The 21,870-nt window shown below is 61.0% G+C and carries 16 protein-coding genes; 12 read left to right on the top strand and 4 right to left on the bottom strand.

Features of this window, described 5'->3' with window-relative positions; translation table 11 throughout:
* Positions 1–9: 9 nt before the first annotated feature.
* Together ACQ4MS_RS05240 and ACQ4MS_RS05235 are read left to right on the top strand one after the other, a co-directional pair.
* Positions 10–2,301: a methyl-accepting chemotaxis protein gene (locus ACQ4MS_RS05240; RefSeq protein WP_431098204.1), complete on the top strand. Its 2,292-nt coding sequence runs from the start codon at positions 10–12 to the stop codon at positions 2,299–2,301.
* Between the two features lie 65 nt (positions 2,302–2,366).
* Positions 2,367–8,549 (top strand): Hpt domain-containing protein, encoded by a 6,183-nt coding sequence (locus tag ACQ4MS_RS05235; protein WP_431098203.1) that lies wholly within the window; start codon positions 2,367–2,369, stop codon positions 8,547–8,549.
* 86 nt (positions 8,550–8,635) lie between these two features.
* Here ACQ4MS_RS05235 and ACQ4MS_RS05230 read toward each other — a convergent pair whose 3' ends face one another.
* Positions 8,636–10,123, bottom strand: coding sequence for a cryptochrome/photolyase family protein (locus tag ACQ4MS_RS05230; protein WP_431098201.1), 1,488 nt, complete (start codon positions 10,121–10,123; stop codon positions 8,636–8,638).
* A 98-nt stretch (positions 10,124–10,221) separates the two neighbouring features.
* Between ACQ4MS_RS05230 and ACQ4MS_RS05225 the strand changes: the two genes are divergently transcribed.
* The 6 genes from ACQ4MS_RS05225 (at position 10,222) to ACQ4MS_RS05200 (ending at position 14,860) form a co-directional block, all read left to right on the top strand.
* Complete coding sequence (locus ACQ4MS_RS05225; protein ID WP_007864998.1) at positions 10,222–10,809, top strand: YqgE/AlgH family protein; 588 nt, start codon at positions 10,222–10,224, stop codon at positions 10,807–10,809.
* On the top strand, positions 10,806–11,237 hold the full coding sequence (gene ruvX / locus ACQ4MS_RS05220; RefSeq protein ID WP_431098199.1) for a Holliday junction resolvase RuvX: 432 nt from the start codon (positions 10,806–10,808) through the stop codon (positions 11,235–11,237). The genes ACQ4MS_RS05225 and ruvX overlap by 4 nt, the downstream gene beginning before the upstream one ends.
* The gene (gene pyrR, locus ACQ4MS_RS05215) at positions 11,234–11,737 is read left to right on the top strand and encodes a bifunctional pyr operon transcriptional regulator/uracil phosphoribosyltransferase PyrR (protein ID WP_431098197.1); all 504 of its coding nucleotides are present in this window, start codon (positions 11,234–11,236) and stop codon (positions 11,735–11,737) included. Before ruvX ends, pyrR begins: the two co-directional genes overlap by 4 nt.
* 66 nt (positions 11,738–11,803) lie before the next feature.
* Positions 11,804–12,766 (top strand): aspartate carbamoyltransferase catalytic subunit, encoded by a 963-nt coding sequence (locus ACQ4MS_RS05210; protein WP_431098195.1) that lies wholly within the window; start codon positions 11,804–11,806, stop codon positions 12,764–12,766.
* A gap of 15 nt (positions 12,767–12,781) precedes the next feature.
* Positions 12,782–14,089, top strand: coding sequence for a dihydroorotase (locus tag ACQ4MS_RS05205; RefSeq protein WP_431098193.1), 1,308 nt, complete (start codon positions 12,782–12,784; stop codon positions 14,087–14,089).
* Between the two features lie 27 nt (positions 14,090–14,116).
* A complete protein-coding gene (locus ACQ4MS_RS05200) occupies positions 14,117–14,860 on the top strand; it encodes a lysophospholipid acyltransferase family protein (protein WP_431098192.1) in 744 nt (247 codons plus the stop codon).
* 6 nt (positions 14,861–14,866) lie between these two features.
* On the opposite strand, the gene ACQ4MS_RS05195 is transcribed toward ACQ4MS_RS05200, so the two are convergent.
* Positions 14,867–15,961: an ABC transporter ATP-binding protein gene (locus ACQ4MS_RS05195; RefSeq protein ID WP_431098190.1), complete on the bottom strand. Its 1,095-nt coding sequence runs from the start codon at positions 15,959–15,961 to the stop codon at positions 14,867–14,869.
* 394 nt (positions 15,962–16,355) lie between these two features.
* Between ACQ4MS_RS05195 and ACQ4MS_RS05190 the strand changes: the two genes are divergently transcribed.
* Positions 16,356–17,966, top strand: a complete 1,611-nt coding sequence (locus ACQ4MS_RS05190; RefSeq protein ID WP_431098188.1) for an ABC transporter permease — start codon at positions 16,356–16,358, stop codon at positions 17,964–17,966.
* A gap of 29 nt (positions 17,967–17,995) precedes the next feature.
* Here the strand turns inward: ACQ4MS_RS05190 and ACQ4MS_RS05185 are convergent, their stop codons facing one another.
* Together ACQ4MS_RS05185 and ACQ4MS_RS05180 are read right to left on the bottom strand one after the other, a co-directional pair.
* Positions 17,996–18,394 (bottom strand): tautomerase family protein, encoded by a 399-nt coding sequence (locus ACQ4MS_RS05185; RefSeq protein WP_431098186.1) that lies wholly within the window; start codon positions 18,392–18,394, stop codon positions 17,996–17,998.
* An 88-nt stretch (positions 18,395–18,482) separates the two neighbouring features.
* Positions 18,483–18,899 carry a MarR family winged helix-turn-helix transcriptional regulator gene (locus ACQ4MS_RS05180; RefSeq protein ID WP_431098184.1) on the bottom strand — a complete coding sequence of 139 codons (417 nt, stop codon included), beginning with the start codon at positions 18,897–18,899 and terminating at the stop codon, positions 18,483–18,485.
* Positions 18,900–19,161: 262 nt separating this feature from the next.
* On the opposite strand from ACQ4MS_RS05180, the gene ACQ4MS_RS05175 reads away from it, so the two are divergent.
* The 3 genes from ACQ4MS_RS05175 (at position 19,162) to ACQ4MS_RS05165 (ending at position 21,855) form a co-directional block, all read left to right on the top strand.
* Positions 19,162–19,383: a CsbD family protein gene (locus ACQ4MS_RS05175; protein WP_431098183.1), complete on the top strand. Its 222-nt coding sequence runs from the start codon at positions 19,162–19,164 to the stop codon at positions 19,381–19,383.
* Between the two features lie 43 nt (positions 19,384–19,426).
* Positions 19,427–20,002 (top strand): hypothetical protein, encoded by a 576-nt coding sequence (locus ACQ4MS_RS05170; protein ID WP_431098182.1) that lies wholly within the window; start codon positions 19,427–19,429, stop codon positions 20,000–20,002.
* Between the two features lie 461 nt (positions 20,003–20,463).
* A complete protein-coding gene (locus ACQ4MS_RS05165) occupies positions 20,464–21,855 on the top strand; it encodes an MFS transporter (RefSeq protein ID WP_431098181.1) in 1,392 nt (463 codons plus the stop codon).
* Positions 21,856–21,870: the final 15 nt, after the last annotated feature.

Genomic DNA, 21,870 nt, shown 5'->3' with positions numbered 1-21,870 from the left:
AGGCTCACCATGTCTGTAATTGAAAATATCCAGAAGCTATTTAAAACCAAGCCCGACCAGCCAGAGGACAGCATGGACATGGCCTCCGTTGGTACGCCTGATCCTCTTGCGACGGGTGCCATGGATGAAGCTTCGCTCCAGACCGCAGCAGTTCGGCAGCCGGGTGGTAATGATGGTGCTTTTGCAGCCAGCCGCATGGCAACGGCCGAGGATGGCGCGCCAGCGGTAAATCAGGAGCTGCTGCGTCTGCCTCTGTTGGGCCGCAGGACCATCAGTCAGCATCAGCGAATTCTGGTGCTCCTCCTGGCATTGGCTGTCGCGGCTCTCGGCACGGTGACGTTCCTGGCGCTGAACCAGGCGGACAAAGTGGCTCAGCAGGTGGCTGCAACCGGCCAATCACTGATGCAGTCCCAGCGCCTGGCGAAATCGGTGTCTCAGGCGCTGGTGGGCAGTGCCCAGGCCTTCCCTGACGTGCGCGAGAGTTCCGATGTCCTGGCTAAAACCGTACGCGGCTTGAAGGATGGCGAAGAGAGCCTGCGTTTGGCACCGGTCAGCGAAGACTTGCAACCTGACGTGGAAAAGGTTACCCCTTTCATGGAGCGCGCCGAAAAGAACGCGAAAACCGTGATGGGTCAGCAAAATATTCTGACGCAAGTGGGCAACGCTCTGCGCACCATTAATCGCCAGTCTTCGGACTTGCTGGAAATCGCGGAAACCGTGTCATCGCTCAAACTTCAGCAAAATGCGGCCCCCGCGGAAATCTCAGCTTCCGGCCAGCTGGTGATGTTGACCCAGCGGATTGGTAAATCGGCCAATGAGTTCTTGACGATGGAGGGTGTGAGCCCTGAAGCCGTGTTCTTGTTGGGTAAAGACTTGAATTCGTTCAAGGAAATTGCGCAGGGTCTGCAGGAGGGCAGCCCCGAGTTGCGTTTGGCAGGATCCAAAGATCCGCAAACACGCGAGCGGCTGGAAGCTCTGATGGCGCTCTATGAGCAAACGCGCGTGCAGGCTGGTGCCATTCTGGGTAACTTGCAGGGTCTGGTGTCCGCCCGTGAAGCGCAATCTTCGATCATCGCAGACAGCGAACCCCTTCGCCGCGGCCTTGAGGATTTGCAGGGCAAGCTGTCGCTCCAAACCGGCCTGAGCGCTTTATCGCTGGCCATCCTCGCGGGTGCCGCTACCTTCGCGCTGTTGTGTGCCGCGGGCCTGGCCAAACTGCAGGTGGAGGATAGCAAGCAGCGTCAGGCTGTCGCCGAAACGCAGCGTCAGGAAGCGAAGGGCCAAGAGCAGGACGCCAAACGCGTCAACGACGCTAACCAGGCCGCCATTTTGCGTTTGATGAATGAGTTGCAGACAGTGGCTGAAGGCGATTTGACTCAGGAAGCAACTGTGACTGAGGACATCACCGGCGCTATCGCTGACTCGGTGAACTACACGGTGGAAGAGTTGCGCCAACTGGTAGGTAACGTGCAAAACACGGCTACACGGGTTGCACAGACGACGGCGCAGGTGGAAAGTACGTCTACCGAACTGCTGGCGGCGTCCACGGAGCAGCTGCGCGAGATTCGCGAAACCGGCCAGTCCGTGCTTGACATGGCATCGCGAATCAATGAGGTGTCTACGCAGGCACAGGAATCTTCCCAGGTGGCGCGTCAATCGCTGACTGCCGCAGAATCCGGCCTTCAGGCTGTGCAAAACGCCATCGGCGGTATGAACTCCATCCGTGACCAGATCCAGGAAACCTCCAAACGGATCAAACGGCTGGGCGAATCGTCCCAGGAGATTGGTGAAATTACCGAGCTGATCTCGGACATTACCGAGCAGACCAACGTGCTGGCGCTGAACGCAGCTATTCAGGCGGCGTCTGCTGGTGAAGCCGGGCGAGGCTTCTCAGTGGTTGCGGAAGAGGTGCAGCGACTGGCTGAACGTTCTGCAGATGCTACACGTCAGATTTCGGCACTGGTGAAAGCCATTCAGACTGATACGCAGGATGCCGTGGCTGCTATGGAACGATCCACGCAGGGTGTGGTTGAAGGGGCAAAACTGTCCGATAACGCAGGTACCGCGCTGACCGAGATTGACCAGGTGTCACGCCGTCTTGCTGACCTGATTGAGCAGATTTCCAATTCCGCCTCCCGCGAAGCCGCATCGGCCAACGTGGTGGCAGGCAACATCCAGCATATTTTTGCGGTGACGGAACAGACCGGAGAGGGTACCCGCTCCACGGCGCAACAGGTGCGTGATCTTTCCCGCATGGCTGAAGAGCTGCGCCAATCGGTGTCCCGATTCAAGATTGCCTGATGCCAGTTTGTTGTGTTTTCTGCAGCTTTCGCCCCTTGACCGATTTCTGAACCGGCCCGTTATTTATGCAATCCAACGTCCCGAATTCAACAGCTGCTGAGCTCGACCTCGCTGTCAATGACTTAGGCCCACTGGCTTGGGTGCTTGACGAACTCCGCAAGTCGCTGGATGGTGCAGCCAAGGCTCTCAAGCGTTTTGTCCGGGATGCAGAAGCTGCTCGCGGATCTGATCTTGCGGCGCTTGATGCCAGCCAGTTGCGAATAGCTCGGCAGCAATTGCACCAGGCGGTCGGTGCGCTCGAGATGGTGGGTCTCGCCGGGCCGGCGCTGGTGCTGCGGGCAATGGAGGCGGCGGTGCAAAAATTTGTGCAGCAACCTGAACAATGCAACCAGGATGCCGCCGGAAAAATCGAACGCGCCAGCTTTGCCCTGACGGAATACCTCGAAGGAGTGCTGGCTGATAAGCCTGTCTCTGCGGTCTCGCTGTTTCCTCAGTACCGGGACGTGCAGGAGTTGGTGCGAGCTGACCGTATCCATCCTGCCGATTTGTGGCCATTCGAATGGCGCTGGCTGGAGCCAGAGCTGACGGCAACAGCTGAGCCCCGTAACTACGATGACGGTGCGCGCGCCGTCATGGACCAATCGGTGCTTCAGATCATGAAGGGTAAAGCGCCGCAGGCTGCCAAAACCCTCAAGGAGCTCAGCCTTGGATTTTCGGCCAGGCAGGCAGATCGTCAACCTCGCATATTCTGGAAGATCGCGGCAGCCTATTTTGAAGCGGTTGCGAATCAGCTGCTCGGTTCAGATATTTATGTAAAACGTGCCGCCTCCCGGATACTGATGCAATATGCCTCTCTGGCCAAGGGCGATACGGGGGTGTCTGACCGGTTGGCGCAGGATCTGCTGTTTTTCTGCTCGCAAGCTGTTTCTCCACGTGCCAGCGACACGCCTGCACTTTCGGCAATACGTTCAGCATTTGGCCTCAATCGGTTCAAGCCGGTGGACTATGAACTCGTCCAGTTCGGGCGCTTTGATCCGGCTCTGCTTGCCCAAGCCCGCAAGCGCATCACCTCGGCGAAAGAAACCTGGTCGTCGCTTTCCGCTGGAGATGCCAACAAGTTCAAGTCCGTGGCCGATCAGTTCAGCCTTGTCACGGACTCTCTGCTCAAGCTTCACCCACCCAGCGAACCGCTTGCACAGGCATTGACTCGCGCTGTAGATACGACGGTTCGGTCTGGCCAGGCTCCCGGGATAGAACTGGCCATGGAAGTGGCTACCTCGGTGCTGTACCTCGAAGCTGCTTTTGATGACCTGGATCCGAACGATCCACAGCTGGCTGTCAGGACCGCCAATCTTGCGGAACGTCTGGAAGGCGTCCGGGCAGGCGGGGAGCCACAGCCGCTGGAAGGCTGGATGGAGGAGTTGTATCGCAGGGTCAGCGATAAGCAGACCATGGGTAGCGTAGTCGGTGAGTTACGCGTGTCATTGGGTGAGCTTGAAAAGTCGCTCGATGTATTTTTCCGGAATCCACAAGACAAGGTCGCGCTGCAATCCGTCCCTGGGCAGCTTTCACAGATGCGTGGTGTGCTGTCCGTCCTGGGACTTGACCAGGCTTCGCACGCAGTTCTGCGTATGCGTGACAGCGTCGAACAGATGCTGGTCACTGAAATTGATGAACAGCGCGCGCGCAGCGCTGGAACATTCGAGCACCTCGGGAACAACCTCGGCGCCCTGAGCTTCCTCATCGACATGTTGAACTACCAGCCTGCGCTGGCGAAAAAACTGTTCGTTTATGACGAGGAGAAAGGCGAGCTCAAGCCTTTGATGGGCCGCGCCCAGAATGCGGCCAGTGCTGCGACCTCTGTCACAGTCAACAATGATTTTCTGTCACAGGAAGTGATTTCTGTGGTGCAGGACGCGGGTCTCGGCGCGACTGACCAAAACTTGACGCTCAAACTCGACACCCTGGCAACGCATGCCGCGCTTGCTGAGCAGCCTGCGCTCGCGCAAAGTGCGCGTGAGGCTGCGGTCGCTGTTTCCGGAAGTGATGCGATCGCGACGGCGGACGCGCTGACGACGCTGTCATTTGCCGTCACGCCAGCGCAGGCGGTACCTGAGAGTCCCGCTGTTTCGGATGATTTTGAAGAGGATGACCTCCGCGATATTTTCCTTGAAGAGGCTCGTGAGGTCATCGGCAACGGCCAGGAAGCATTGGCTGCGCTTGTCAGCGATCCAGGCGACGTGTCGCAACTCACGGTGCTGCGGCGCGCCTTTCATACGCTCAAGGGCAGCTCACGCATGGTGGGCCTCAATGAATTCGGCGAGGCGGCTTGGTCGCTTGAGCAGATGCTCAATAGCTGGCTGGCCGACCAGAAGGTAGCAACCGACGAATTCAGGGCATTGTCCACCGAGGCCATGGGCGGTTTTGCCGACTGGATTGCCGACATCGCCGCCAACAAGGATGGTGGCTGGTCGGCATCGATCTTTCGCGCCAGCGCCGATGCGATGCGCACCGAAGGTCGCTACAGCCCGTTGGTCTTTGGCGCCAGCTCGGCTGTGCCGGCCGCGCCTGTTGCTACCGCCGTCGATGCGGTACCCGCCGCAGAGCCAGTTGCCGTCGAGGCAGTTTCTGTGCCTGAATTCGAACTGGACGCCGGTGTGCCCGACGCCGCGAGTGCGATGCCTGCCGATGCGCCGGCCGTCGCTAGCGACCTGGACTTTGATCTGGTGTTTGAAGGGGTAGATCTTGCGGCGCCAGCCGGACCCACTGAGCCAATGAATGTGCCTGCGGCCGAGATTGCAGGCATCGATTTCGACAGCCTGTCGGCGATTTCCACGGATGCTGGAGTCCCCGCTCCCGCTGCAATGGCCGACGCCGGATCGGCGATAGAGCTGGAGCTGGATGGGACGGAAGCCATTGAGTTGTCCGACGCGGACTTTGACAAGCACTTTCATGCCGAATCGGCCGCGCCTGCTATGGCCGACGTGCCAGCCGATCTGAACTTCGATTTCTCAACATCCGCGCAGTCGGTTGTGGCGCCGTCTCAGGCCCCTGTCTTGAGCGTGTCCGTTTCCAGCGAGCCGCCCGTTGGGGAGCTGGATGCCCTGGACAGCATTGAGGCCACCGACAGCACGTTGTCGGCGGAGGGCAATGGCGACGAACAGGTCAAGGTTATCGGCACCTTGCGCATCGGAATTCCGCTCTATAACGTCTACCTGAATGAAGCTGATGAATGGTCACGCAGGCTCGTGACAGAAGTCACCGAATGGTCACTTGAGCTGAACCAGCCTGTCAGTGATTCCACCGTCGCTCTGGCGCATTCCCTTGCCGGCAGTTCCGCGACAGTCGGGTTCGATGCCCTGTCCGGGATGGCTCGGGCGCTTGAGCAGGCATTGCAGCAATCAAGAGCGCACCATAACAATGGCGCGGGCAGGTATGGGCAGGTGTTTGTTGATGCAGCGGAAGACATCCGCAGGCTCCTGCACCAGTTTGCCGCCGGGTTTCTCAAGGAGGCAGATGCAACCGTTCTGGACCGGTTGAAGCAGCTCGACTTTACGGATTCGGTTTTACCCCCAGGCAACGATTTTTCTGACTACGACTTCTCCGCTGAACCGGTTCAAGTGGAAACCGTATCTATAGAAGCTGTGCAATCATCAGTGCCGGAAGTGGTTCAGGCCCCGATCATTGAAACGCCTGCTCCTGTGCAGGTCACGCCTGTGCCCCCACCTGTTGCTGTGGTCGCACCGCCTGTCCGGTTGGTACCTGCCGCTGCTGCGCCGGTGACAGCGAGCTTCAAGGAAGACGAGGACGATGAAATCGACGCGGTCGATGCAATCGACCCCGACCTGTTCCCGATTTTCGAAGAAGAAGCCGCGGAACTCATGCCTCAACTGGGGGGAGCGCTGCGGCAGTGGTCTTCACGCCCTGATAACCAGGGCGCGCGTATGGAAGTCCTGCGGGCTCTCCACACGCTCAAGGGCAGTGCCCGGCTGGCAGGAGCCCTGCGGCTTGGTGAAATGGCTCACCGTATTGAATCGGAGATTGAGCATCTTGGTTCCGATGCAGCGGCAACTCAGGAATTCGACCCGCTGATAAACCGTTTTGACGCCATGGAGGCCACATTTGAGGCCTTGCGCCGTGCCGATGCGGCCGCTGCGGCTGCCCCGGTTCAGCTTGCGCCTATTTTGGCGGCTGCGCCCGAACTGAAGCCGAGTGTGCAGGACAAGCCAGCCCCAGCTGCGGATGTGCCCGAAATTCCTGCTGAGAACACCGCTGCAGCTGCCACCGGTGCAGGCCGCAAGCTCACGGTGCCCGCACCGCAGGCCATGGCCATGCAGCCATTGCGGCAGGCGGCTTCCGCTTCAATTCGTGTGCGCTCTCAACTGCTTGACCGCATGGTCAACCAGGCCGGTGAGGTCATGATTACGCGCTCGCGACTGGAAGCCGAGCTCAGCCAGCTGCGTGGTTCCCTGAACGACATGAGCGGTAACTTGAACCGCTTGCGCCAACAGCTGAGGGACATTGAACTTCAGGCTGAAACCCAGATGCAATCACGTCTGGCCCAAGCCAAGGAAGCTCAGGCCGGGTTCGATCCGCTTGAATTTGACCGCTTTACACGCGTGCAGGAGCTGACGCGAATGATGGCCGAGTCGGTCAATGACGTGGCGACCGTGCAGCGCACCTTGCAACGGACGGTCGAAGCGACCGAGGACGACTTGATCGCCCAGGCCCGTCAGACCCGTGAACTGCAGCGCGATCTGCTGCGCACCCGCATGGTGGAGTTTGAAGGCATTTCCGAACGCTTGTACCGCGTGGTGCGCCAGGCTTCCAAGGAAACCGGTAAGCAGGTCCGGCTGGATTTGCTGGGCGGCACCATGGAAATGGACCGCGGCATGCTGGACCGGATGACCCCTGCTTTTGAGCATTTGCTGCGTAACTGTGTGGCTCATGGCATTGAAAGCACCCAGGTTCGCACTGATGCAGGCAAGGACCCTGTCGGCCTCATCACCGTCCACCTCAAGCAGGAAGGCAACGATATTTCTGTCGATTTCAGCGATGACGGCGCCGGTCTGGATCTGCGCCGCATTCGCGAAAAAGCCATCAGCCTCGGAATGATCACGGCGGACCAGCCCCTGCAAGATAGCGACGCCGCCAATCTGATTTTTATGCCGGGATTCTCCACCGCCGCGCAGGTGACCGAACTGGCAGGACGTGGCATCGGCATGGACGTGGTCCGCTCCGAAGTCAACGCGCTGGGTGGCCGCATCGAAACTTCCACGGTCGCGGGCAAGGGAACGCATTTCAAGCTGGTGCTTCCACTGACCACTGCTGTGACGCAGGTGGTGATGATCCGGTCAGGTAACCTCTCCGTTGGCGTGCCCGCCAATGTGGTGGAAACCGTCAGGCGCGCTTCCGCCAAAGAGCTGCAGCAGGCCTACAACACCGGCACGCTGGAGATTGCCGGGGAATCCATGCCCTTCTTCTGGTCCGGCGCCTTGCTGCAGGCCTCGCATCACAGCGCCGAGGTCCAAGGCAAAACTACGCCTGTCGTGATCTTCCGAAGTGCCGCGCAGCGCATTGCCCTGCACGTCGATGAAGTGTTGGGTAACCAGGAAGTTGTGGTCAAGAACCTGGGCCCCCAGTTGTCCCGCTTGCCCGGCCTTGCGGGCATGTCTGTGTTGGCTTCCGGTGCCGTGGTGCTGATCTACAACCCGGTGGCTCTGGCTTCTGTTTATGGCCAGCAGGCGCGCGCCTGGAGTTCAGACCGGGCTGAGCCTCATATGCTGGAAGGATCTGGCGCAACGGCGGCAGTCACGGGTACAAGCAGCATTGCGAAAGCGCCTGCAATAGCGGCTGCGCCTCAGATTCCGCTGATTCTCGTGGTGGACGATTCCATCACCGTTCGCCGTGTCACGCAGCGTCTGCTTCAGCGTGAAGGCTACCGTGTCTCCATGGCGGCCGACGGCCTGCAGGCGCTCGAACGCCTCCAGGAAGAACGGCCGGCCGTGGTGTTGTCGGACATCGAAATGCCGCGCATGGACGGCTTCGATCTGGCGCGCAACATCCGGGCTGACGTGCGTCTCAACAACCTGCCCATCATCATGATCACGTCCCGCATCGCCGAGAAGCACCGTGAGCATGCGAAGGAGCTTGGCGTTGACCACTACCTGGGCAAGCCGTTCTCTGAAGAAGAGTTGATGAGCCTGGTGCGGCACTACTGCGCTGCTGAGGCCGCCGTATCCGCTTGAGGCAAAAAATCAGCAAAATCAGGCTGTAGCCCAAGCATAATGTGCGAATGCTGCTCCTGAAATCATAGCAAGGCCTGAGATAACCCTCAGGCCTTTTTTACGACCGCATAGCGCTGCAGCGTCAGCGCTCGTGCTTCATCGTGCTTTACGATGGGCAGCGGATAGTTTTTACCCAGCACTACACCTGCAGTGGCCAGCTCCAGTGGTTTTGCCCGCCAGGGACTGTGCAGCGCCTTGTCAGACAGCTGTGCCAATGCTGGGACATATTTGCGGATGAATTTCCCTTCAGCGTCAAACTTCTCGCTCTGGCTGACTGGGTTGAAGATGCGGAAATAAGGCTGCGCATCACAACCGGTGCTGGCCGCCCATTGCCAGCCACCGTTGTTGGCCGACAGGTCAAAGTCATTGAGCTTTTCGGCAAAGTAACGCTCACCCCAGCGCCAGTCGATGCCAAGGTCTTTCACCAGGAAGCTGGCGGTCACCATGCGCAGGCGGTTGTGCATGTAACCTGTCTGGTTGATCTGGGCCATTGCCGCATCCACCAGCGGGTACCCCGTGCGGCCCTCGCACCAAGCCTGAAAAAGCACCCGGGCTTTGTCCCCGCTCTCCCACTGGATCGCGTCATAGTCCGGTTTGAATGCACCGCCGACGGCATGCGGGAAATTGGCCAGAACCTGCGCATAAAAATCGCGCCAGATCAGTTCGCTGAGCCAGGTGGCGGCGCCTTCATTCCCCTGGCTCCCGCTGTTTTCCGGATTCATGGCGCGCAAGGCGACCGAAGTCGCCTGGCGTATCGACACCGTACCGAACCGAAGATGCACGCCCAGATAGCTTGGCCCCTTGATGGCCGGGAAGTCACGCGTCGCCTGGTATTGCGACATACGGCCAACGAAATCTTCAAAAAGCTGAGCGCCGCCTTCGCTACCGGTGGGAATCTTCAGCGCTGACAGGTTGCTGGGCCCAAACCCCAGATCGTCCAGTGACGGGACAGGGCGCCTGCCTGTCGAAACGGGCGCCAGGGCCGCGCCATATTTTTCGACAGGGTAAGGCTTGAGGTAAAAGTCATCCACCTTCTTCAGCCAGGCATTTTTGTAGGGTGTGAAAACGGTGTAAGGCTTGCCGGCCAGAGTCAGCACCTCCTGCCGTTCAAAAATGACGTGATCCTTGAAGCTGTGGAAGGCCTTGCCTGCAGCGTCGAGCGCGGTCTGCACTGCGGCGTCGCGCGCCAGCGACCGGGGCTCATCATCGTGGTTAGTAAAAACGGCATTGGCGCCCAGCTCTGCCGCCAGCCGCACGACTGCATCTACCGCCCCGTCATGGGCTGTCAGCAGGCCGGCGTCGGGGTTACCGGCCGCGGCACCCAGGTTCCGCAGCTGGCCATTCAGGCTCAGCACCGATTCCCTTATGAATTCCACGCGGCGGTCGATGCGCGGCAGGCCGTCCAGAATGTCCCGGTCAAAAACAAATGCGCAATACACCTGTTTACAGGACTTCAGCGCGTAGTACAGCGCCGCGTTGTCATGGACGCGCAGGTCGCGCCTGAACCACATCAGCCCTGTCTCATACTTTTGCATCGGTCGATGGTAGCGAAAGCTGCCGCCTGCTGCCTGATTCCGGGCGGATCGGCAGGGCAGTCTCCCCGAGCCGTCCCCGTCCGGCGTAAAATCCCTTTATGGCCACGGATTCCGCATCGATCAATCTCACGCATCACTTTCTCATTGCCATGCCGGGAATGGATGACGAGGCTTTTGCCAAAAGTGTGGTGTACATGTGCGAACACAGCGACCGGGGTGCGCTGGGACTGGTCATCAACAAGCCCAGCGACATCAACCTCAAGAATCTGTTCGACAAGGTCGAGTTGCCTTTGCGGCGCGACGACCTCACCCAGGCCCCGGTATTCCAGGGCGGCCCGGTCCAAACCGAGCGGGGCTTTGTCCTCCATGAATCCATGATGCCCGGCAATGAGTCGGTCTATGCCTCGACGATGACGATTCCCGGCGGCCTTGAAATGACTACCTCCAAGGATGTATTGGAAGCGCTTTCTACCGGCGCGGGTCCGCGCAGGGTGTTTGTCTCCCTCGGTTACTCCGCCTGGGGCGAGGGCCAGCTGGAATCGGAGATATCGGACAACAGCTGGCTTACCGTGGCCGCTGACGTCGGCGTGATTTTTGACACACCCGTCGAGCAGCGCTACGACAAGGCGCTGATGCTGCTGGGTCTCCAGAGCTGGATGCTCTCTCCCGAGGCCGGCCACGCATGAGCCTCGCGGCCATGCCTTCCCGGGCCCCAAAGGCCTCCCAAAACCTTCATACCTTTCTGGCTTTCGACTTCGGTCTCAAGCGCACCGGTGTTGCCACCGGCAACGTGCTGACCCGCACCGCCACACCCCAGCCCACCATAACCGCCGAAGGCAGCGATGCCCGGCTGAAGGCCGTCGAGGTGCGCATCAGGGATTGGCAGCCTGATGCCCTCGTGGTCGGTGTTCCCTTTCACCCTGACGGCGCCAGCCACGACAATACCGTGCGGGCGCAGAAGTTCGCCCGCCAGCTTCGTGGGCGCTTTGGCCTTCAGGTCTTTGAAGTGGATGAACGTTATAGCACCACCGAGGCGCTGGCCGGCGGCGCAGCCGATGCGGATGCCGCCTCGGCCTGCATCATCCTTGAGCAGTTTTTAAGGAGTTTTCCATGAGCAGTCTGACCCTGGACGCCGAGGCGCTGTACAGCGACCTGTTGCGCGGGATGCGCCAGCAACTGGTGTCTCATCCCCACCCATCCAAGCTGGTCGGTGTAGCTTCGGGTGGCGCCTGGCTGGCGCAGCGTCTGCAGAAAGACCTGGGCCTGGAGGGCGAGGCCGGTGTGCTGTCTTCCTCCATGCACCGCGATGACTTTTCGCAGCGGGGCCTCGCTTCCAGCGGCCAGACCCTGCTGCCCTTTGACGTGAACGGCGCGCACCTCATCGTGGTCGACGATGTGCTCTACACCGGGCGCACCATCCGCGCAGTGCTCAATGAGCTGTTTGATTATGGCCGGCCCGCCAGCGTCAAACTGGTCGTATTGGTCGACCGCGGCGGCCGCGAGCTGCCTGTTCAACCCGACCTGGCCGTGGCGCGCGTGACCTTGCCCGCTTCGCAGTCGCTTGAGCTGGCCCGTACGGAAGACGGCAAGTTCAGCTTCCAGGTTCAGGGTTGACTCACCACACTGTCAGTCCACGCCCAAAAATCGATAAAAATCAAGAGACCCCAAGGAGTCCGCCACATGCTGTACCGACGAAATCCGCAACTCAACAAGAACGGCGAGCTCATTCACCTGCTGTCGATTGAAGGCCTGCCCAAAGCCACGCTGACGCAGATCCTCGACACCGCCGCCAACTTCGTCAGCGTCAACAACCGCGAAGTCAAAAAAGTCCCGCTGCTGCGCGGCAAGAGCGTCTTCAACCTCTTCTTTGAAAACTCTACCCGCACCCGCACCACTTTCGAGATCGCTGCTACCCGACTGTCGGCCGACGTGATCAACCTGGACATCGCACGCTCCTCGGCCTCCAAGGGCGAGTCGCTGCTCGACACCATTGCCAACCTGAGCGCCATGGCGGCGGACCTCTTTGTTGTGCGCCACAGCGAATCGGGCGCGCCCTACCTGATTGCCCAGCACGTCGTGCCGCACGTGCACGTGATCAACGCTGGCGACGGCCGCCACGCGCATCCCACGCAGGGCCTGCTGGACATGTACACCATACGGCACTACAAAAAGGACTTCAGCAAGCTCACTGTCGCCATCGTCGGCGACGTGCTGCACTCGCGTGTGGCGCGGTCCGACATCCATGCGCTCACCACGCTGGGCTGCCCCGAAGTGCGCGTGGTCGGGCCCAAAACGCTGGTGCCCGCCGACATGGCGCAGATGGGCGTGCGCGTCTGCAACACGCTGGAAGAAGGCATCAAGGGCGCCGACGTGATCATCATGCTCAGGCTGCAGAACGAACGCATGTCGGGCGCATTGCTGCCCAGTAGCCAGGAGTTCTTCAAGAGTTTTGGCCTCACCACTGAAAAACTGCAACTCGCCAAACCGGACGCCATCGTGATGCACCCCGGGCCTATCAACCGCGGAGTTGAAATTGACTCTGCCGTTGTGGATGGCACGCAGAGCGTGATCCTGCCGCAAGTCACTTTCGGTATAGCCGTCCGCATGGCGGTGATGAGCATAGTCGCTGGGAATGAAGCCTGATCGCGGAGAAAAAGAATGAAGATACTGATAAAAAACGGCCGCGTCATGGACCCCGGCTCCCGCTTTGACGAAGTTTGCGACGTGGCAATTGCTGCGGGCCGCATTGTTTCGCTCAAAAGCACGCCAGCAGATTTCGCCCCCAACAAGACGATTGATGCGACCGGCTGCATCGTTGCGCCTGGCTTGATCGATCTATCCGCCCGGCTGCGTGAACCCGGGCACGAGCATGAAGGCATGCTCGAAAGCGAACTCGCTGCAGCAGTGGCCGGTGGCGTCACCAGCCTGGTCTGCCCGCCCGATACCGACCCGGTGCTCGACGAGCCTGGCTTGGTGGAGATGCTCAAGTTTCGCGCAGAAAAACTGCACCAGTCGCGCGTGTTCCCGTTGGGTGCGTTGACCCGCGCGCTCAAGGGCGAGACGCTGACCGAGATGGTCGAGCTGACGGAATCCGGCTGCGTAGGCTTCAGCCAGGCCGAGGCACCGCTGGCCAATACCCAGGTCATGATGCGCGCCCTGCAATACGCCTCTACCTTCGGCTACACCGTCTGGTTGCGCCCGCAAGAGATGTACCTTGGCACCGGCGTCGCAGCGAGCGGCGCACTCGCCACGCGCCTGGGGCTGAGTGGCGTCTCCGTCGCCGCCGAAACCATCGCGCTACACACCATCTTCGAACTAGTGCGCGCCACTGGGGCGCGCGTCCACCTCTGCCGCATCAGCAGCGCTGCAGGGGTGGCGCTGGTCGCCAAGGCCAAGGCCGAGGGCCTGGCCGTGACCTGTGACGTCAGCATCAACAGCCTGCACCTCACCGACGTAGACATCGGCTACTTCGACAGCCGCATGCGGCTGGACCCGCCGCTTCGCCAACAGCGTGACCGTGATGCCATTCGCCAGGGCCTGGCCGACGGCACCATTGACGCGCTGGTGTCGGACCACACGCCGGTCGACGAAGACGCCAAAACCTTGCCCTTTGCCGAAGCCGAACCGGGTGCCACCGGGCTCGAATTGCTGCTGGGCCTGGCCTGCAAATGGGGCAGTGATAGCGAAGCCGGGTTGCAGCGCGCGCTGGCTGTGCTCACGAGTGAGCCCGCACGGGTTCTGGGTAATGCGCTGGGTACCTTGCAGGCCAGCGCCGGGCGCTTGGTCAAGGGCGGTGTGGCGGATGTCTGCGTGTTCGACCCGGCCGGCGAATGGACGGTGGAATCTGCCGTCCTGCGCAGCCAGGGCAAGCACACACCGTTCTCCGGCCACCAGATGCCTGCGCGCGTGCGCTGGACCATTGTGGGCGGGCAACTCGCCTATGAAGCTCCTGAAGCCTCGCACTGAACGGGCCCGTTTGCGTATGAGGTGTGTATGAAGTGGCTTCGCTTTGTCTGGACTTTGCTGCGTGCTGTCGTGCATGCGGTGAAGGGCTTCTGGACGATCAAGACTGTTTTCCCCAGGCTGCCCCAGGTTGAGCAAGAGGCCCGCGTGCAAGCCTGGGCTGGGGCGATGCTGCGCATCGTGGGTATTGAGCTGATGGTCAAGGGCACGCCGCCGGCTACTGGCCCGGTGTTGCTGGTGGCCAACCATATTTCATGGCTCGACATCCTGGTTATGCATGCCTCGCGGCACTGCCGCTTTGTCTCCAAGGCGGATGTGCGCGAATGGCCCTTTGTGCGCACGCTGTCCGACGGTGCTGGCTCCTTGTATATCGAGCGCGAATCGCGGCGCGACGCCCACCGCGTCGTTACGCAAATGGCAGACCGCCTTCGTGCGGGTGATATCCTGGCCGTGTTCCCGGAAGGCACCACCGGCGACGGCATCACCCTCAAACACTTTCACGCCAACCTTATCCAGGCGGCCATCGAGGCGTCGGTGCCGGTGCAGCCGGTGGCGCTGAAGTTCGTCGATGCGGCAAGCGGCGCGACCAGCTTTGCGCCCAGCTACGTGGATGACGAAACCCTGGTCGGCTCGATCTGGCGCACCCTGACCGCGCCGCCGCTCAAGGCGGTTGTCACGTTTGGTCAGGCGCAGGCGCCGCAAGGGCAGACACGGCGGGCGTGGGCAGAGACGCTGCGCGAAGATATCGAACGCCTGAGGCAGACGCAGGTTTAAGACGTATCAAATGGGCGTTGTGGCCGGCGCCGCGCCGGTCTCGCGCGGAAAGGTCACCACGTGGTCGACTTCGGCGCGAATCCCTATCCACTCGCCCAGCGCGTGGTTGTGGTGTGAAGGCACATGCGCCATCACCGTCTCACCCGTGTGCAGCTTGAGGGTGTACAAAAACTCCGAGCCTCGAAACGCCTTGCGCACGATTTGCGCTTTCACCGGCGCACTGTCGTCATGCACGATGTCGTCGGCCCGCAGCAGCACATCGCACAAGCCGCCGGCATAGGCACCGGGCAAGGGGCATTCGAGCATGTCTGTGAGGTCGCCCAGTGCAGTGTGAACCACTACGTCGTCGCCGCGCTGCTCGATGTGCGCTGGCGTAAACACACCGTGGCCGATGAAGTCGGCCACAAAGCGCGTGGCAGGGCGGTGATACAGCGCATAGGCCTCATCCCACTGATGCAGCTGCCCCTGGTGCATCACACCGATACGGTCGCCAATGGCAAAGGCTTCCAGCTGGTCGTGCGTGACAAACAACGCTGTTGCGCCGGCCGCCTTCAGGATGCCGCGCACCTCATGCGCCAGGCGCTCTCGCAGGTCAACGTCCAGATTTGAAAAGGGCTCATCCAGCAGCAGCAGGCGCGGCTGGGGCGCCAGTGCGCGTGCCAGCGCCACACGTTGTTGCTGCCCGCCCGAAAGCTCATGCGGAAAGCGCTTGTGCACATTGCCCAGGCCGACAAGTTCGAGCACTTCGCTGACGCGCTGATCGCGCTGGGCTGGTGGCAAATGCGTCAGGCCGAAGGCGACGTTGTGCGCCGCATCAAGATGTGGAAAGAGCGCGTAATCCTGAAACACCATCCCGATGCGGCGCGATTCGGCCGGCACATGCTGGGCGGCGCTGCTCACAACATCCTGCGCTAGTGTGATGCTGCCGGCATTGGCCCGTTCGAGGCCTGCCACTGCGCGCAACAGGGTGGTTTTGCCGCAGCCCGAAGGCCCGATAAGCACCCCGATCTCCCCCGCCTGGAGGCTAAAAGATACGCGGTCTACGGCGGGTTTTGAGCGGCCGGTGTAGTGCACGCCCAGCTGGGAGATATCCAAAAACATGCAAATGATTGTAGATGCTTACAATTCTCATTTGCAGTGACTGCTGCAAGACCATGGCGAACGCAGGCGGGGGCAGGGCCCCTTCCCGCGAGAGGCCTTTTTGTTAAGAACCTGCTCAATGTCTTTTTGGAGTCGCACAAGTACCTTTTCGGGATGGGATGCAAGGCGCGGTGTGCGGCCCATAGCCCGGCTATGGGCAAGCGCCGCAACGCCGCAGACCGCCCGAAAAGGCACTTGCCCGAAGGGTTGGCGTGAAATCGGGCGATTGAACGCTCCGGCTGCTTGCATGGGCATCAGCCCATGCGGCGTATCCGAAGCATCCACTCATCCCGATTGCACGCCAATGCGATCTCCAAAAAGACATTGAACAGGTTCTCAGGCTTTCCGGGGCTCCATGTTTCGCCGATATTTCCCTCCTGTTGTGCTCTTTGTACTGGTCGGGCTGCTGACGCTGCCGGTGCTGGCCGTGGCTTTGTCATGGCTGCAATTCAACAGTGAAGCGCAATCCATCCTGCTGCAGATGCTGCAGACCGTGTTGCCCGACTACACCTGGACCTCATTGCTGCTGTGCTTGTGCGTGGCCATGGGTGTGGCAGTGGTCGGCATGACCACCGCCAGCATGGTCACGCTGTTCGACTTTCCGGGGCGCCGGGTATTTGAGTGGGCTCTGCTGCTGCCGCTGGCCATGCCGGCTTATGTATTGGCTTATGCCTACACCGATTTCCTGCAGTACGCCGGCCCGCTGCAAACCTGGCTGCGTGCAACCTTCGGCCTTCAGGGCAGGCTGCTGCCAGAAGTTCGCAGCCTCGGCGGCGCCGTGCTGGTTTTTACCGTGGCGCTCTACCCGTATGTGTATTTGCTGGCGCGCACGGCCCTGTCCGAGCGCGCCGTGCACCTGATGGAAGCCGCACGCCTGCTGGGTGCTCCGCTGTCGCGCCGCATCCGCGGTGTGGCGCTGCCGCTGGCAAGGCCCGCCGTGGCGGCCGGTGTGGCGCTGGCCTTGATGGAAACACTGGCCGATTTCGGTGTTTCCAGTTATTTCGGTATCCAGACTTTCACCGCTGGCATCTACAAGGCATGGCTGTCGATGGACAATCGCACCGCCGCCGCGCAGCTGGCCACCGTGCTTTTGTTTTTTGTGGCGGTGCTGCTATGGATAGAACATAGCGCGCAAAAACGCATGCGCTTTGCCACCGGACGCGGCGCGCGCGCCGGCGCGCAAGACGCCGCCCCTGTGCAACTGCTCGGTCTGCGCGCCGTGTCGGCCTGGCTGGTGTGCGCCGTACCCATCACGCTGGGCTTTGCGCTGCCGGTGCTCTTCATGCTGCGCCCGCTGGTGCTGGGCTGGGACAACCTGCTCTGGGACAAATTCATCGGCTGGACGCTCAGCAGCATCGGCCTTGCGGGCCTGAGCGCCTTGCTGGCCACCGCGCTGGCCGTGGGCCTGGCCTTTGCGGTGCGTAGACAACCGGGCCTGCTCACCCGCGCGGCCATACAACTGGCGGGCCTGGGGTATGCCGTGCCCGGCGCGGTGATTGTGGTCGGACTCTTGCTACCCGTGGGCTGGCTGCAAGCTGCCGCGCCGCAGACCAGTGCAGGCTACTGGGTCACCGCCACCGTCCTCGGCGTGGTTTGGGCCTACCTGGTGCGTTTCAGCGCCGTGGCGCTGCAGAGCCTGCAAAGCGGCTACTCGCGCGTCCCGGCCAGCTTTGACGACAGCGCACGCATGCTCGGCACCACCGGGCTGGGCATCCTCAGCCGCGTGCATTGGCCGCTGCTCAAGCGCTCCGTCGCGGCGGCCGGTCTTCTGGTGTTTGTCGATGTAATGAAAGAGCTACCCGCCACGCTGGTGCTGCGGCCTTTTAACAGCGACACCCTGGCCGTGATCACCTACCAGCTCGCACGCGACGAGCGCCTGGGCGAAGCCGCCTTGCCCGCGCTGGCGCTGGTGCTGGTGGGCCTGCTGCCCGTTGCGCTGCTCAGCCGCACGCTGCGGTCGAAGTAAGCGCAACAAGTCGATTCACCACGCCGCTCTCAGGCCTTGGCCTTGATGTAGCGGTATTCCTGCGTCAGGCCGCCAAAACCGTAGGCCTCGGCGCGCACATCGTGCACATAGATATAGCTTTCTTCGTGCATATTGCCCAGCAGCTTGCTGAAGGCGGCGAAGGCTTCAGCGACGTACTGCGCCTTTTCGTCTTTGGTGTTGGTGCCGTCCACGACCTTGATGTCGAAATAAAAACTGTTCTTGCCCTGGCTGGCCAGTGTGCTGCCGCCCACGATCCAGTGCTCGGGCGGCACGAAATCAATCGCAATCGCGGTAAGTTCGCGCTTCTTGCGCAGAATGCGCGTCGTCAGCTCCAGCAAGGTCTCGGCGATGTTGTGGGTCAGCTCGGCGCTGGCGGGCTGGCTGACTTTGACGTTGAGGATAGGCATGAAGTTTCTCCAGTGATTTAAGTGATACTGCTTATATAGTTAGCTATGCAACTATATGATTAAAAAAAAGGGAAAATAAGGGGATGATTTATTTCAGGGCGGAAGACACGCTCCTGACGCGGGCTACGGTTTCATCGAAGTTCTCCTTTCCAATTCTTTGCTGAATGCGGCGGGTGACCTCGCCGCTGGCTTTGTTGATCCCCGCCTGCATGGCTTCAGCCTCTGCGGTCGGGAAGACGGCCCAATGCCGGCCGTCGAATTCAAGACTGCGGCGCTCGACCAAACCCAGCGCCTGCAGGCCGTCCAGCAGGCGCGTGGCGGTGGGCCGCGAGATCGTCAGCTCGTCGGCGATTTCGTGCTGCGGCATGCCCGGCTGCTTGAGCACCAGGCGCAGCATGAAGCCCTGGGGCGGCGTGACACCAAACGGCTTGAAGGCCTGCGTCCACTCTTTGTCGACCAGACGGGCCAGCGCGGTGGTATTGAAATAGAGACAGTGATCAAACATGAAATGAAGCTTAGCAGGAATTGGTTAGCTATGCAACTATATGGCCGAATTCAAAAAAATCGTTACATATTTTTCTGAAGTTTCTTTGCGCACTGGCGCGCATCCCCAATGCCGCACTGATGTAAGCATGAGCCTACGCCTATCAAATACAGGAGCCTACGGTGCATACGCGGGAAGGAACGTAAGGTTTGTCCATGCCGCCCCGGTGCTGACACGCACATGCTGCGGGGCGGTTCACCAACTTGACATCTAGGAGGACACCATGAACAAAGACCGCGTGGAAGGCAATTGGCTTCAGCTCAAAGGCAAGGTCAAAGAACAGTGGGGCAAGCTTACCGACGACGACCTCGACGTGATCGCCGGAAAGCGCGACCAGTTGCTGGGCCGCATTCAGGAGCGCCACGGGCTCAGCAAGGAAGAGGCGGAAAAGCAGGTTGATGCCTGGAAAGACCGCAACCCGACCGACTTTTTTGAGCGCTATTGAACTGCGCGCCCATTTATCACTTCAACTCATCGAAAGGAAAACCATGAAAACCAAACTCCTGATGCTCACCGCCGTAATGTCTTGCGCCTTTGCCGGCCAGACCCTGGCGCTGACCAAAGAAGAATACAAAGCCCAAGGTGATCGCATCGCGGCCGACTATAAAGCCGGTCGGGATAAATGCGGCGCGCTCAAAGACAATGCCAAGGACATCTGCATGGCTGAAGCCAAGGGTGCTGAAAAAGTCGCCAAGGCCGAGCTGGAAGCCCAGTACAAGCCCAGCCCTCGCAATGATGAGAAATTGGCTGTGGCCAAGGCTGACGCCGCCTATGACGTGGCCAAGGAAAAATGTGACGACCAGTCCGGCAACGGCAAAGACGTCTGCATCAAGGACGCCAAAGCTGCACAGGTAAAAGCCAAGGAAAGCGCCAAGGTCGCCAGGGCCAGCACCGACACCAACAGCTCCAACAAGGCAGCGAATGTCTCCGAGACGAAAAAGGACGCCACCGCCGAAAAGCGCGAAGCGGACTATAAAGTTGCCAAAGAGCGTTGCGATGCTCTTTCCGGCAACGCCAAAGACAGCTGCCAGAGCGACGCCAAGGCGAAGTTCGGCATGAAATAGATAAAGACAAACGGCGGCGAGGAAGCTGCGGCCCTCTGCGGCGCCCACATGACTATGAGTGTGGGCGCCGCAGTCACGTCAGCGCTACGCTGTCTATCGCGGAGTCCGGCCGCCGTCTAAATACCATGCTCAGAAAATGACCTGTCCGGCCTGTTGCGTGCTCACTTGATGCTATCAAATAGATAGCAAATATCGCGGATAACTATTGGGCTGGCAGCCTGTTTTACCAACAAACTGCTCCGCAGGCCGCACGGGAGCTGATGCCGGGCCGGTCCGGCGCACCCCTTTACCCAAGTATCGCTGATCAGCTGCCGACGCAATACTGCGATCCATGGGTGTGCCGGCGTAAAGTGATGGCTCCCATCCGTCCCGGTGGTGCTCTTAAAATAAGCGCCTCGCGGCGTCGATTTGACTCGACCTCTCCTGTTTGCCGCCCGCCCCAAACAAAGGTCTCAATCTCAATGCTTGTTCAGGATGGTTTGCCCACACGCGAGCGTTTTCGGGCGCTGCTGGTCATCATCCTCGGCATCGTCATGGCGGTGCTGGACGGCACCATCATCAACCTCGCGCTGCCCGACATCACGCGTGAGCTCAACGCCACCGCCGCGCAGTCCATCTGGGTCATCAATGCCTACCAGGTCGCCACACTCGCGCTCTTGCTGCCCCTGGCCGCGCTGGGCGACATCGCCGGCTATCGCCGCGTCTACCTGGCCGGCATGGCGGTATTCACCCTGGCCTCGCTGCTCTGCGCACTCGCCGATTCGTTGACAACGCTGGCGCTGGCTCGTGTACTGCAAGGCCTGGGTGCTGCGGGCCTTATGAGCGTCAACACGGCACTGGTGCGCCTCATCTACCCCAAACACCTGCTGGGCCGCGGCATCGCCATCAGCTCGCTGGTCGTGGCCACCGCCTCTGTGGCCGGGCCCTCGATCGCTGCGGCCATCCTCTCCGTGGCCTCCTGGCCCTGGTTGTTCGCGCTCAACGTGCCTTTCGGATTGCTGTCGCTATGGCTGGGCCGCAAGGCCCTGCCCGACAACCTGTCCAGGTCCGAGGGCCGGCTGTCTCCCCTCGACGTGGCACTCAATGCATTGATGTTCGGCCTGGTCTTCCTGGGCGTCGATGGCCTCAGTGTCCGTATCGAAGCGGTGCCCGGCGGCGAACCTGCCGGCGCGTTGTGGCTGCCGCTGGCCGAGCTCGCGGCGGGCATCGTCATCGGCGTGGTGTATGTGCGGCGCCAGCTGGCCCAGCCGCTGCCGCTGTTTCCGCTGGACTTGCTGCGCATCCCGGTGTTTGCGCTGTCCATGGGCACGTCCATAGGCGCTTTCTGCGCGCAGACCCTGGCTTATGTCAGCCTGCCTTTCCTGCTGCTGGGAAACTACGGCTTCAGCCACCTGCAGGCCGGTCTGTTGCTGACGGCCTGGCCGCTTGCCATTGTGGTGACTTCACCCGTGGTCGGGCGCCTGATAGGACGTTATTCAGGCGGCCTGCTGGGCGGCACCGGCATGGCGCTGCTGTCGCTGGGCTTGGTCCTGCTGGCCGTGCTGCCGCCCCATCCGTCGCAGCTCGACATCGTGTGGCGCATGGTGCTGTGCGGCGTGGGCTATGGCCTCTTCCAGTCCCCCAACAACCACACCATCATCACCTCGGCGCCACCGCACCGCAGCGGCGGCGCCAGCGGCATGCTGGGAACGGCGCGGCTGACCGGCCAGACCTTGGGCGCGGTGTTACTCGCGATGATTTTTGCGATGTTCGACCCCCAAGGCGGACACGGCTCTTTTGTGGCCTTGTGGCTGGCGGCCGGCTTCGCGGCGGTCGCTGGGATCTGCAGCGCGCTGCGGATGCGCCAGGCTTGAAGGAGCCACTCACAA

It is taken from the genome of Polaromonas aquatica, from assembly GCF_050626995.1.
GTDB lineage: Bacteria > Pseudomonadota > Gammaproteobacteria > Burkholderiales > Burkholderiaceae_C > Polaromonas > Polaromonas aquatica_A.
Note: the sequence above shows the minus strand (reverse complement) of the source record. Positions and strands in the feature narration are given on the sequence as shown.